Source organism: Streptomyces sp. NPDC001848 (assembly GCF_042891915.1).
Classification (GTDB): Bacteria; Actinomycetota; Actinomycetes; order Streptomycetales; family Streptomycetaceae; genus Streptomyces.
In genome coordinates this window covers 197,124-209,176 of sequence record NZ_JBIATP010000013.1, presented here as the reverse complement: position 1 = coordinate 209,176, position 12,053 = coordinate 197,124, and the positions used below count along the sequence as shown (strand labels likewise).

At 71.2% G+C, this 12,053-nt stretch carries 12 protein-coding genes and 3 pseudogenes; 7 read left to right on the top strand and 8 right to left on the bottom strand.

Going from position 1 to position 12,053, the window contains the following annotated elements; translation table 11 throughout:
* Window positions 1-104 precede the first annotated feature (104 nt).
* Both ACFYZJ_RS26795 and ACFYZJ_RS26790 read left to right on the top strand, forming a co-directional pair.
* The gene (locus ACFYZJ_RS26795; RefSeq protein ID WP_388571965.1) at window positions 105-758 is read left to right on the top strand and encodes a hypothetical protein; all 654 of its coding nucleotides are present in this window, start codon (window positions 105-107) and stop codon (window positions 756-758) included.
* 149 nt (window positions 759-907) lie between these two features.
* Window positions 908-1,249 (top strand): DUF2516 family protein, encoded by a 342-nt coding sequence (locus ACFYZJ_RS26790; RefSeq protein ID WP_200421102.1) that lies wholly within the window; start codon window positions 908-910, stop codon window positions 1,247-1,249.
* A gap of 42 nt (window positions 1,250-1,291) precedes the next feature.
* Here ACFYZJ_RS26790 and ACFYZJ_RS26785 read toward each other — a convergent pair whose 3' ends face one another.
* The 3 genes from ACFYZJ_RS26785 to ACFYZJ_RS26775 form a co-directional block, all read right to left on the bottom strand.
* Entirely contained in the window at window positions 1,292-2,596 is a 1,305-nt protein-coding gene (locus ACFYZJ_RS26785; protein ID WP_388571963.1) for a PP2C family protein-serine/threonine phosphatase, read from the bottom strand.
* Between the two features lie 302 nt (window positions 2,597-2,898).
* Window positions 2,899-3,996 carry an NlpC/P60 family protein gene (locus ACFYZJ_RS26780; RefSeq protein WP_388571962.1) on the bottom strand — a complete coding sequence of 366 codons (1,098 nt, stop codon included), beginning with the start codon at window positions 3,994-3,996 and terminating at the stop codon, window positions 2,899-2,901.
* A 228-nt stretch (window positions 3,997-4,224) separates the two neighbouring features.
* Window positions 4,225-5,043, bottom strand: a complete 819-nt coding sequence (locus ACFYZJ_RS26775; protein ID WP_388571961.1) for a class I SAM-dependent methyltransferase — start codon at window positions 5,041-5,043, stop codon at window positions 4,225-4,227.
* Window positions 5,044-5,219: 176 nt separating this feature from the next.
* On the opposite strand from ACFYZJ_RS26775, the gene ACFYZJ_RS26770 reads away from it, so the two are divergent.
* Both ACFYZJ_RS26770 and ACFYZJ_RS26765 read left to right on the top strand, forming a co-directional pair.
* Window positions 5,220-5,591, top strand: coding sequence for an SCO4225 family membrane protein (locus ACFYZJ_RS26770; RefSeq protein WP_388571959.1), 372 nt, complete (start codon window positions 5,220-5,222; stop codon window positions 5,589-5,591).
* 133 nt (window positions 5,592-5,724) lie between these two features.
* A complete protein-coding gene (locus ACFYZJ_RS26765) occupies window positions 5,725-7,098 on the top strand; it encodes a S8 family serine peptidase (protein ID WP_388571958.1) in 1,374 nt (457 codons plus the stop codon).
* A gap of 71 nt (window positions 7,099-7,169) precedes the next feature.
* Here the strand turns inward: ACFYZJ_RS26765 and ACFYZJ_RS26760 are convergent.
* A pseudogene (locus tag ACFYZJ_RS26760) lies at window positions 7,170-7,262 on the bottom strand (RNA polymerase subunit sigma-24); the annotation flags it as partial.
* A gap of 128 nt (window positions 7,263-7,390) precedes the next feature.
* Window positions 7,391-8,308 carry an NADP-dependent oxidoreductase gene (locus ACFYZJ_RS26755; protein ID WP_388571956.1) on the bottom strand — a complete coding sequence of 306 codons (918 nt, stop codon included), beginning with the start codon at window positions 8,306-8,308 and terminating at the stop codon, window positions 7,391-7,393.
* Between the two features lie 447 nt (window positions 8,309-8,755).
* On the opposite strand from ACFYZJ_RS26755, the pseudogene ACFYZJ_RS26750 reads away from it, so the two are divergent.
* A pseudogene (locus ACFYZJ_RS26750) lies at window positions 8,756-8,938 on the top strand (site-specific integrase); the annotation flags it as partial.
* A 78-nt stretch (window positions 8,939-9,016) separates the two neighbouring features.
* On the opposite strand, the gene ACFYZJ_RS26745 reads toward ACFYZJ_RS26750, so the two are convergent.
* On the bottom strand, window positions 9,017-9,778 hold the full coding sequence (locus ACFYZJ_RS26745) for a phosphoglyceromutase (protein WP_388571954.1): 762 nt from the start codon (window positions 9,776-9,778) through the stop codon (window positions 9,017-9,019).
* Window positions 9,779-9,974: 196 nt separating this feature from the next.
* Between ACFYZJ_RS26745 and ACFYZJ_RS26740 the strand changes: the two genes are divergently transcribed.
* Entirely contained in the window at window positions 9,975-11,228 is a 1,254-nt protein-coding gene (locus ACFYZJ_RS26740) for an MDR family MFS transporter (protein WP_388571952.1), read from the top strand.
* A 42-nt stretch (window positions 11,229-11,270) separates the two neighbouring features.
* On the opposite strand, the pseudogene ACFYZJ_RS26735 reads toward ACFYZJ_RS26740, so the two are convergent.
* A pseudogene (locus ACFYZJ_RS26735) lies at window positions 11,271-11,396 on the bottom strand (DUF2000 family protein); the annotation flags it as partial.
* On the opposite strand from ACFYZJ_RS26735, the gene ACFYZJ_RS26730 reads away from it, so the two are divergent.
* Window positions 11,397-11,585 carry a hypothetical protein gene (locus tag ACFYZJ_RS26730; RefSeq protein WP_388572128.1) on the top strand — a complete coding sequence of 63 codons (189 nt, stop codon included), beginning with the start codon at window positions 11,397-11,399 and terminating at the stop codon, window positions 11,583-11,585.
* 42 nt (window positions 11,586-11,627) lie between these two features.
* Here the strand turns inward: ACFYZJ_RS26730 and ACFYZJ_RS26725 are convergent, their stop codons facing one another.
* Window positions 11,628-12,053, bottom strand: coding sequence for a DUF2000 family protein (locus ACFYZJ_RS26725; protein ID WP_388571950.1), 426 nt, complete (start codon window positions 12,051-12,053; stop codon window positions 11,628-11,630).

Here is a 12,053-nt window from a genome sequence, read left to right as displayed (position 1 = left end):
ACCACGGACAGCCACCGGATCACCGGACCAACCGGGCCGACGGCTCGGCGTCCCGCGGACCGCCCAAAACCCTCAACCAAAAGCCGAAACGGGAGGACCATCCCATGGCCATCACCGACGACCTGCGCAAGACCCTCAGCGACCCCACCCCGCTCTACTTCGCCGCCGGCACCGCCGACCTCGCCCTGAAGCAGGCCAAGAAGGTGCCCGCGCTGGTCGAGCAGCTGCGCGCCGAGGCCCCCGCCCGCCTCGAGGCCGTCCGCAACACCGACCCGAAGGCCGTCCAGGAGAAGGCCGCGGCCCGCGCCAAGGAGGCCGGCGCCCGCGTCAAGGAGACGCAGTCGACCATCCAGGCCAAGGTGGGCGAGTTCCTGGGCAGCCTCGACTCGGACCTCAAGAAGTTCGGCAGCAGCCTGGACGCCGATCTGAAGAAGCTCGGCGAGACCGCCCAGGACCTGGCGCTGCGGGGCGTGGGCGTCGCCGCCGAGTACGCGGTCAAGGCCCGGGAGACCTACGAGAAGGTGGCCGAGCACGGCGAGCAGGCCGTGAAGACCTGGCGTGGCGAGGCCGCCGAGGAGATCGAGGAACTGGCCGTCGCCGTCGAGGGCAAGCCCGAGCCGGTCGAGGTCAGGGCCGAGCCGAAGCCGGCCGAGGCCCCCAAGGCCGAGCCCGCCGCGGACAAGAGGCCGGTGGCGAAGAAGACGGCTCCGGCGGCCCGCAAGCCGGTGGCGAAGAAGACCACGCCTCCGGGTAAGTGAGGAACGCGTGGCTCCGGCCGGAGCCACGTGACGGATGACCGACGACGGGCCGGGCACTTCCTAGGTGCCCGGCCCGTTGTACGGGTACGCGGCGGCCGCAGGCGGGTACGGTTGGCCGTAGAGACGACTCGACTCGGGTGGTGGGCATTGTGCTGATGACGGCATTCGGCGGCCTGATGTGGCTGCTCTTCACCGCCATGCTGGTGCTCGCCGTGGTGGCGCTGGCCATGGCCGTGCTGTACCGGGAGGACGCGTATCGCGCCGCCGACAAGCAGAACAAGGGCTTCTGGCTGATCATCCTCGGCATCGCGGTCGCCGTGAACCTGTTCGTGCCGATGCTCTTCCTGCAGCTCGCGGGGCTCGTCGCCACGATCGTCTTCTTCGTGGACGTCCGTCCCGCCCTCAAGCAGGTCTCGGGCGGCGGCTGGGGCCGTCGACGCCGGGGAAGCAGCAGCGACGGTCCGTACGGGCCGTACAACGGCGGGCGGTAGTCGGCGGGCGGTACGCCGCGGGCCGGTCCGGTCCGCCGTGGGTCACGGCGCCCGGTCGAGCAGGACCACCGCCACGTCGTCCGTCAGTTCCCCTCCGTTGAGGTCGCGCACCTCGTTGACGGTCGCGCGCAGCAGTTCCTCGCCCCTCAGGCCCTCGGCCAGTCGGCGGCGGACGAGTTCCACCATGCCGTCCTGGCCCAGGCGCTCCCCGTCCTGCCCGACCCGGCCCTCGATCAGCCCGTCGGTGTAGAGCATCAGGCTCCAGACCGGTCCCAGCTCCACCTGCATCCGCGGCCAGCGCGCGCCGGGCAGCAGGCCGAGCGCGGGGCCGTTGTTGTCGTACGGCAGCAGTTCGGCCGGCCGGTTGGGGCGGGCGATCAGCGGGGCCGGGTGGCCGGCCAGGCACAGCCCGGCGCGACGGCCGTCCGGCGCGATGTCCACCGTGCACAGTGTGGCGAAGATCTCGTCGTTGTCCCGCTCGTGCTCCAGGACCTGCTGCAGCGTGGACAGCAGCTCGTCCCCGCACAGCCCCGCCAGCGTCAGCGCGCGCCAGGCGATGCGCAGCTCCACGCCGAGCGCCGCCTCGTCCGGGCCGTGCCCGCAGACGTCGCCGATCATCGCGTGCACCGTGCCGTCGGGTGTACGCACCGTGTCGTAGAAGTCACCGCCGAGCAGGGCGCGCGAACGGCCGGGCCGGTAGCGGGCGGCGAACCGCAGCGAGGACCCGTCGAGCAGCGGCGTGGGCAGCAGGCCGCGCTCCAGGCGGGCGTTCTCCTGGGCGCGCAGCTTGGACTCGGTCAGCCGGCGCTCGGCCGTGTCCGACCGCTTGCGCTCGACCGCGTACCGGATGGCACGGCTCAGCAGTCGCCCGTCCAGCTCCTCACGGAACAGATAGTCCTGGGCACCCACGCGCACGGCCTCGGCACCGCGCTCGGCGTCACCGGAGGCGGTGAGGGCGAGCACGGCGTGGCGGGGCGCGAGCTGCAGCACGTGCCGCAGCACGGCCAGCTCGTCGTCCTCCTCGGCGGCACGGCCGGGGGCGGGCAGCGCGAGGTCCAGCAGGATGCAGTGGACGTCGTCGGTGAGCAGCCGCTCGGCCTCGGTGAGGTTGCGGGCGGTGCGCAGCCGTATGGGGCGGCCTGCCGAGTCGAGCATCTCGGGCACGATCGGCGAACCGGCGGGATCGTCCTCGATCACGAGCAGGGTGAGCGTGTCGTTCTGGGCCTTGGCACGGGCGGACGGCCCCTGTGCGGTCTGAGCGGTCTGAGCGCCGGGCAGGGACGCGGCTTGAGCCTGACCACCCTCCACGGCCGGGATCGCTCGGGGCCGCGGCACGGGTACGGGCATCGTCTTGGGTTCCTTCCCTCCCCCCGAGGGCACGGCGGGACGAGGGACTCGACCCACCGACGGGGACCATAGCGGTAGCAGAGGCCGCAATGGAATGCCCGGCAGGGTGGGGTGGTGCAACCGGCCATCGTCATATGCCGCATCCCCTACCGCAGTTGGACACCGGTCTTTCCCGGCAAGGATGACGAATGTCACGTCGCGCGTAGGTTTCGACCGGAGAGGGGGTGGGCCGGGTCACGTGGGACGGGTCACGTCATGACACGTCTCTCAGTCGGCGTCCGGTCCCTTTGCGGGCGTCCGCTTCAGCCCGCGTCCGGTCGCACCACCCCGAGGATCGGCATGGACCCGGCCCCCGCGATCGTCACCGTCCGCCCCGGGCGCGGGGCGTGGACGATCGCGCCGTCGCCGATGTACATCGCCACGTGGCTGGCGTCGGAGAAGTAGATGATCAGGTCTCCGGGGCGCATGTCCTTGATGTCCACGTGTTTGAGCTGCTTCCACTGCTCCTGCGAGGTACGGGGGATGGGGTCGCCGGCCGCCGCCCAGGCCTGGGATGTCAGCCCCGAGCAGTCGTACGATTTCGGCCCTTCCGCTCCCCATACATACGGTTTGCCGATCTGATCGGTCGCGAACCGTACGGCTTTTTGCCCCTCTTCGGACGCTTTGCTGCGAATCTCCTTCAGTATCCCGGAGTCGAGCCAGGCGGTCTGCGCCTGGTAGGCGGCCTGGTCCTCCAGCTTCTGCAGCCGCTCCCGCTCCTGCTTCTTCAGCCGGGACTGCAACTCCTCGGCGGCGGCGATCTGCTTCTCGATCTCCTTCTTGGCCTCGGCCTTGGCCTTGCGGTTGGCGTCGAGCCTCTTCCACTCGTCGGCGGCGTCGCTCGCGTACTGCCTCAAGTCCTGTTGCGTACGCGTCAGCTCGGCGATCAGCCCCGTGGTCGCGTGCTCGCCCTGGCGGAGGGTGCCCGCGTCGTCCAGGAACTCCTGGGGGTCGCGGCTCAGCCAGAGCCGCATCTGGGGCGGCAGGCCGCCGCCGCGGTACTGGGCGCGGGCCGCGGCGCCCGCGCGGTCCTTCAACTCGGCCAGCCTCTCCCGGCCCTTGACGATCTCCCGGGCCAGCCGGACGATCTGCGCCGACTGCTTCTCGGCCTTCTCCTCGGCCGCGTTGTAGGCGTCGGTGGCGACCGCCGTGTCGTGGTACAGCGCGTCCAGTTTTCTACGGACCGCCTCGAGATCCTGGTCGGAGGCCGACGCCGTGGCCGCGGCCGAGCTGTCGGACGTGGTGGGTCTCGGGGTCGGCCGCTCCGGGCTCGCGTACGCCGCGCCCGGTGTGCCCAACACGGTGACCGTGCAGACCAGAGCGATGGCCGCCGTGATCAGGGTCCGCTTCCCGGATCCCATACTTCGCCCCCAAAGCTGATTTACCGTCAGTAACCTACGAGACGTCTGGGGATCGTGCCACGCCGGAGCGCAAAGTGACAGAGGCGGGACTTAACCGCGCAAAAAACTCCCCCACCTGCCGCACCTCGTACGACGATCTCCCTCCCCTGCCACCGGCCCGCGTACGGCGATCTTCCCGCGAGTGTGACGAAGGACTCGGGAAGATCGTTCCCCGCAGGTCGGACGGGGTCAGGTGCGGGGCGCCAAGGCCCCCCAGGCCACGGTGACTTCCCCCTGGCGCCAGCGCGCCGGGCCGTCGGTGACCGGCCAGTCCGCCTTCAGCAGGCGGACGGTGCGTATCCAGCGCTGGCGTGCGCCGTATGCGGCGTAGGGGGCGGCGGCGGCCCAGGCGCGGTCGAAGTCGCGCAGGAAGGCGTGCACGGGCTCGCCGGGGATGTTGCGGTGGATGAGCGCCTTCGGCAGCCGCTCGGCCAGGTCGGACGGCCGGTCGAGAGAACCGAGCCGAGTGGCGAACGTCACGGTGCGCGGGCCCTCGGGGCCGAGGGCGACCCACACATGGCGCCGGCCGATCTCGTCGCACGTACCCTCGACGAGCAGCCCGCCGCGGGAGCCGGACACCGGGTCGGCGGGGGCCAGCCGGGCGCACAGCCGCTCCCAGACGGCGCCGACCTCGTCCTCCTCGTACTGCCGCAGCACGTTCGCCGCCCGGATGAGCGACGGGCGCCCCGGCACGGGCACCTCGAAGCCACCGTGCCGGAAGACCAGCCCCTCGCGGGCGTACGGCAGCGCGGCCGCGACCCGGGCGGGCTCGATCTCCACCCCCACGACCCGGGTACGGGGCGCGGCGGTACGCAGCCGTCGCAGCAGCTCGACCGCGGTCCAGGGCGCGGCCCCGTACCCGAGGTCGACGGCCACGGGCTCCGCCGCACGACGAAGCTCGGCCCCGTGGACCGCTGTGATCCAGCGATCCATCCGGCGCAGCCGATTCGGATTGGTGGTCCCGCGCGTCACCGTACCCACGGGGCGGGACGCGACGCGGGTTGACATGCCTTCGAGAGTAAGGGGCCGGGCAGATCGCCGGACCGTCCTGTGGACAACTCTGGCGCGGTGAGCGCATACCGAGCTCGGTGCGGAGCGGCAGCGAGCTGAGTACGGGTACTCACGACACGACCCCCGGCCCCCGCGGACCCCGGGAAGCAGACGACGATCCACGGGGAGTTCCGGTGAATGCCCGCCGGACGCGCAGCCGCGTACGCACCCTCGCACGCCTGACCTTCGCCAACCCCGCCTTCGCCAACCCCGTCTCGGCGGTCTACCTCACTCTGGTCGCCGCTGCCGTCGGGACCGCCGCGACCGAACCGCTGTGGGCGCAGTACCCGGACGGTTTGGTCTGGGTGTGGCCGATGTTCCTCACCGTCCCCGTGTTCTTCGTCGTGCCGGCGGCCGACTGGGCGCTGTGGGACGGCGAGATGCCCACATGGCTCGTCACCGCCGGAATCATCGTCTCCGCCCTGGTCCAGTCCCTGGCCCTGGGAGCCCTCCTGGAAACCCTGGGCGGCCGGCACCGTCGCCTCACCCCTCCGCACGGCGGCTGACTCGGTCACGGCTGTCCCCCCGACCGGTAAAGGATTCGGCATCTACGGTTCAACGATCTTGTCCTGTGCATGACTCACTGGATGGGATGTGCGGAGACCACTTCGTGCGACTCCGGACCACTCAGGGGGATTCATGCACATAGCCCGTACCGGGCGGGGTGTCGCGGCTTCCACGGCCGCCACCGCCGCCCTCGCCGTCGCCGCGCTGGCGACCGCTCTGCCGGCCGGCGTCACCACCGCTGCGCCCGCCGCCGTACCGCACACCAAGGCGGTTCCGGCCATCGTCGGGCGCACGCTCGTCCATGGTGTGGCCAGCCCGCTCTCCAGCGAGCAGTGCCAGGCCAAGTGGCACATCGCCTGCTACAACCCGCTCCAGTACCGCACCGCGTACAACCTCAACGCGCTGTACCGCAAGGGCGTCACGGGCAAGGGCCGCACCATCGTCATCGTCGACTCGTTCGGGTCCCCGACGGTCCAGCACGACCTCGACGTCTACAGCAAGCAGTTCGGCCTGCCCAGCACCAAGATCAAGGTGGTCAAGTGGGGCAAGGTGCCCCCCTTCGACCCGAAGAACTCGGACATGACCGGCTGGGCCGGCGAGACGTCCCTGGACGTCGAGATGGCCCACGCCGTGGCGCCCGACGCCAAGATCGTCCTGGTGGAGACGGCCGTCTCCGAGACCGAGGGCACCACCGGCCTCCCGGAGATGATGGACGCCGAGAAGTACCTGGTCGACCACGGCGTCGGCGACGTCATCAGCCAGAGCTTCGGCGCCACCGAGAACACGTTCCCCGGTTTCGACAAGGGCGACTTCTCCAGCATCAAGAACCTGCGCTACGCCTTCCAGGACGCGAACCGCAAGCACGTGACGGTCCTCGCCTCCTCCGGCGACGGCGGCGCCACGGACCTCCAGGCGGACGGCAAGACCTACTACAAGGAGCGCGTCAACTCCTGGCCGTCCTCGGACCCGCTGGTCACCTCCATCGGCGGCACCCAGCTCCACCTGAACGACAAGGGACAGCGCGTCAAGCCGGACAGCGTCTACAACGACCACGGCGCGGGCGGCGGCGGCCAGTCGCACGTCTTCCCCCGCCCCGCCTTCCAGAACGGCGTCAAGAACGTCGTCGGCACCCGCCGCGGCACCCCGGACATCTCGATGGCCGCCGCGGTCAACGGCGGCGCCTGGGTCTACTCCAGCTACGACCCGACGGCCACCGGCTGGGACGTCTCCGGCGGCACCAGCGAGGCCAGCCCGCTCTTCTCCGGCATCGTCGCCCTCGCCGACCAGGCGGCCGGCCACCGGGTGGGCAACATCAACGAGGCGCTGTACGCCCTGTCCAAGCACAAGGGCACCGGCATCGTCGACGTCAACGACGGCACCGACAACAGCTACCAAGGCGTCACCGGCTACAAGGCCGTCAACGGCTACGACATGGCCACCGGCGTGGGCACGGTGGACGCCCTGCGCTTCGTGCAGGCACTCGCCTGGGCGAGCCGCCGCGGCTGACGCCACGGTGCCGGCCGCCCGGCTCGGCGGACGGCGGGGCGGCCCGGGTGCGGAAACCCGGGCCGCCCCGCTCATCGGCGCAGGGTGGTCTCCCGCCGCATGTACGACAGCTTCTCGGGATTGCGCACGGCGTAGAGCCCGGGGACGAGACCGTCGTCGATGCGAGGCCCGCACATCTCGGGCCGGACCGGTCCTGCTCGCGGCGCGCAGAAAAGCCCCCTACTCGCGGAGAACCGCAGGTAGGGGGCTTGTTCGTGGGGGCGTTGGGTCGCGCGGGTGTTGGGCAGCCGAGCTAGGGCCGGAGCACGATCTTGCCGTGGGTGTGCTGCTGTTCCAGCTCGCGGAAGGCGTCTCGAACCTGTTCCAGCGGATAGGTGCGGGCGATCGGCACCTCCAACTGCCCGCGCGCGGCAAGCCGGGCCAGCTCCCCGAGCACGACCGCACACGCCGCCGCCCCTTCCCCGTAGGTCCGCGCGCCGACCTCGGCCGCGGCCGGCCAGTCGCGGATCGTGTTGATTCGCTCGGGCCGCACGCCCAGCTCCACTGCCAGTGCCACGTAGCCGTCGCCGAAGGTGTCGATGAACGCGTCGACCCTGCCGCCGGACGCCTGACGGATCCGCTCGGCCACACCTGGCCCGTACTCGACCGGGAGGACGCCGTGATCCTTTAACCAAGCGTGGTTCCGCTCGCTCGCCAGCCCGATCACCGTGGCGCCGCGCCGCCGCGCGAGCTGCACGGCAAGCGACCCGACTCCACCCGCCGCACCCGAGACGACGACCGTGTCGTCCGGGCCGGGGTCCACCGCGAACACGGTGGCGTAGGCGGTCGTGCCCGCCACGTACAGCGCCCCGGCCACCTCCCAGGCCAACCCCGCTGGACGGGAGACCAGATGCACGTCGTCGACCACGACGAACTGCGCATGGCTGGCCCGCCTGTGAGTGAAGCCCAAAACCTCATCGCCCACCGCAAAGCCCCGGACGTGCGGGCCGGCCTCCGCCACGACGCCGGCCAGATCGCTGCCCTGCCCGGAGGGAAACGTCGCCGGCCAGCGTTCGTGCAGCGCGCCGGTGCGGATGTGCGCCTCGCCGGGCTGGATCCCGGCTGCGCGGACCTCGACCAGCACCTGCCCCGGACCGGGCACCGGCCGCTCCACCTCCTCCACCCGCAGCACTTCGATCCCGCCGTACTCGTGAAACCGCACCGCCTGCATTGCGTGATCACCGCACTTTCTCGGTCGGACAGGGCAAGGCCGGCCGCGCGTCGAGGGCCCACGCCGACCGTGCCACCGCGTTCAAAGACCAAGCGCGGATCCGTATTCCCAAGAGCACTACGACGGCGATGCCGTCCGCACCCAGGACCCACCTGCGGCCTGACGCGCACCGTGCGACTCGGGCCCCGGGACATCGACGGAGGGTGACGGCGGAGGTGGTGGTTCGACGCTTCCGCTCTCCACGAGTGGGCTCAGCGGCAGACCGCCGCATCCGATCGTCTCCCCCTCCTTTCGACCGTAGGCCTGGGGGCGGTGGGCACCTTCGGCGGGGCGCCGGCCGGGCCCACTATCGTTCGCGCGTCAGCACACCGCGACCCTCCCTCCCATGCGGCTGGCCGACGTTGTCGTCCCGGGAAGACAAGGGCCACTCATCGGCTTGCCGCCGCCCGAAACGTGTACGCGTCCGTCCTGCTGGACGCCGGGGAGAGCATCAAGGCCCTTGCCGAGTACCTCGGCCACTCCGACCCGGGCCTGACCCTCCAGGTATACGCGCACCGCATGCCCAGCAGCCGGGAGCGTGCCCGGAGGGCTCTTGGCGCAGCACTGCGACCCCAAGATCCGGGGCACTGAGGGCCCAGAGTGGGCCCAGGCCGTGAAAACGCCCCCGATCCGCGCCATAGACGCAGGTCGGGGGCATGATCACAAACCCTACTTCTTCTTGCCCTGGTTCTTGACCGCCTCGATCGCCGCCGCGGCCGCCTCCGGGTCGAGGTACGTGCCGCCGGGGGTGATCGGCTTGAAGTCGGCGTCCAGTTCGTAGGAGAGCGGGATGCCCGTCGGGATGTTCAGGCCGGCGATGTCGGCGTCCGAGATGCCGTCGAGGTGCTTGACCAGGGCGCGCAGGCTGTTCCCGTGGGCCGCGATCAGCACCGTGCGGCCGGCCAGGAGGTCCGGGACGATGCCGTCGTACCAGTACGGGAGCATGCGGGCGACGACGTCCTTCAGGCACTCCGTGCGAGGACGCAGCTCCGGCGGGATCGTCGCGTAGCGGGGGTCGTCCGACTGGGAGAACTCCGTGCCGTCCTCGAGCGGCGGCGGCGGCACGTCGTAGGAGCGGCGCCAGAGCATGAACTGCTCCTCGCCGAACTCCTGAAGCGTCTGCGCCTTGTCCTTGCCCTGGAGGGCGCCGTAGTGGCGCTCGTTCAGGCGCCAGGAGCGGTGGACCGGGATCCAGTGGCGGTCGGCGGCCTCCAGCGCCAGCTGCGCGGTGCGGATCGCGCGCTTCTGGAGGGACGTGTGGACCACGTCGGGCAGCAGGCCGGCGTCCTTGAGCAGCTCACCGCCGCGGACCGCCTCCTTCTCGCCCTTCTCGTTGAGGTTGACGTCCACCCAGCCGGTGAACAGGTTCTTCGCGTTCCACTCGCTCTCGCCGTGGCGGAGGAGGATCAGCTTGTACGGTGCGTCGGCCATGCCTCAGAGCGTAATCCACGCATTCGCCCCCTCGTACGGCCCGCCCGGCAGGCGGACAGCCGGCCGGCGGGCGGTTCCCGCCCCGTACGACAGTTGACGGCATCTGTTAATTGAGTGGCCTCTCCGCGCACCGCCTTTGTAAGTTGTGCTCACCGTTCGAGCCGCTTACATGCGCCTATGCCCGTGGGGGACCCTCATGTCGATCGCCGCCGTCAGACGCGCCGCCCGCGAGACCGTCTCGGGGCTTCCCCGCGAGTTCTGGTGGCTGTGGACGAGCACGCTCGTCAACCGGCTGGGCGGCTTCGTCGCCACCTTCATGGCGCTCTACCTGACCCTGGACCGCGGGTACTCCGCCTCGTACGCCGGTCTGGTCGCCTCGCTGCACGGGCTCGGCGGTGTCGTCTCCTCGCTCGGCGGGGGTGTGATGGCCGACCGGCTCGGGCGGCGGCCCACCCTGCTCATCGCGCAGACGGCGACCGCTGCCTTCGTGGCGCTGCTCGGGTTGGTGCAGGATCCCGTGTCCATCGCCGTGGTCGCCTTCTTCGTCGGCATGGCGAGCAACGCCTCCCGGCCCGCCGTGCAGGCGATGATGGCCGACATCGTGCGGCCCGAGGACCGGGTGCGCGCCTTCTCCCTGAACTACTGGGCGATCAACCTCGGCTTCGCGGTCTCCTCCACGGCGGCGGGTTTCATCGCCGAGTTCAGCTATCTCGCCGGGTTCCTGATCGAGGCGGGGATGACGTTGGTCTGCGCGGTCGTCGTCTTCGCGAAGCTGCCCGAGTCACGGCCCGTCCGCACCGCCAAGGAGGCGGCGAACGGTGTCAGCCTGGGGACCGTCGCGCGGGACGGCCGTTTCATGAGTGTCGTCGGGCTGTCCTTCCTCGTCGCGCTGGTCTTCCAGCAGGGCTCCGTCGGTCTGCCGGTCGCCATGGGCGAGGCCGGGTTCTCACCGGCGGACTACGGCATGGCGATCGCCGTCAACGGCGTGCTGATCGTCGCGCTGCAGATCCCGGTCACCCGTTTCATCGAGCACCGGGATCCGCGCCGGCTGCTGGTGGTCTCGTCCGTGCTCGCGGGGTACGGCTTCGGGCTGACCGCCTTCGCGGGCTCGGTCGGTGTCTTCGCGCTGACGGTGTGCGTGTGGACACTGGCGGAGATCGTCAACGCGCCCACCCAGACCGGCCTGGTGGTACGTCTCTCCCCGGTCCACGGGCGCGGCCGCTACCAGGGCATGTACACCCTGTCCTGGTCGGTGGCCTCGCTGGTCGCGCCGCTGCTGTCCGGCTTCGTCATCGACCGGCTCGGCGCGGAGTGGCTGTGGGGCCTGTGCGCGGCGGTGGGTACGGCGGCCGGACTCGGCTACGCCACCCTGATGCGGCGGATGCCGGCGGAGGAGCCGGTGCCGGAGGCGGGCTCCGCCGCCCCGAGCCACGAGGTGGAGGCCGCCTGACACCGGAGTGGCCGCGCCGCCGTGCTCAGGTCCTGGCGAACGTCACGGGTGCATCCGCGCTCCCTTCAGCACCTTGTCCACCGCGTTCCGCGGTCCGTACACCGCGAGGCCCACCAGATCCAGTTGGTCGGTCCGTACGGCGCGCACCGCCTTCCGGTTGGCGTCGTCGTGGTCGCGCCGCTGCTGTCCGGCTTCGTCATCGACCGGCTCGGCGCGGAGTGGCTGTGGGGCCTGTGCGCGGCGGTGGGTACGGCGGCCGGACTCGGCTACGCCGCCCTGATGCGGCGGATGCCGGCGGAGGAGCCGGTGCCGGAGGCGGGCTCCGCCGCCCCGAGCCACGAGGTGGAGGCCGCCTGACACCGGAGTGGCCGCGCCGCCGTGCTCAGGCCCTGGCGAACGTCACGGGTGCATCCGCGCTCCCTTCAGCACCTTGTCCACCGCGTTCCGCGGTCCGTACACCGCGAGGCCCACCAGATCCAGTTGGTCGGTCCGTACGGCGCGCACCGCCTTCCGGTTGGCGTCGTCGTGGCCCGTGGTGAACAGGTCGCTCGTGAAGACGGCGCGTGGCAGGGCGCGGGACAGGATGCGGCGGTGGGCGGACGTCAGCGTCTCCTTGGTGCCCTCGAAGACGAGTACCGGCTGGCGGAACATCGGCAGGTAGGGCACCCCGTCGGCGTCCTCGTACGGTTCCCCGACGACCTCGGGGGCCGTCGTGCCGAGGCCGCTGACCAGGAAGGCGGTGACGTTCAGACGCTGCCAGGCCTCCAGGTCCTCCCGCAGCAGGACGGCGATCTTGGTGTCGAAACGGATGGGCTGCTCGCTCAT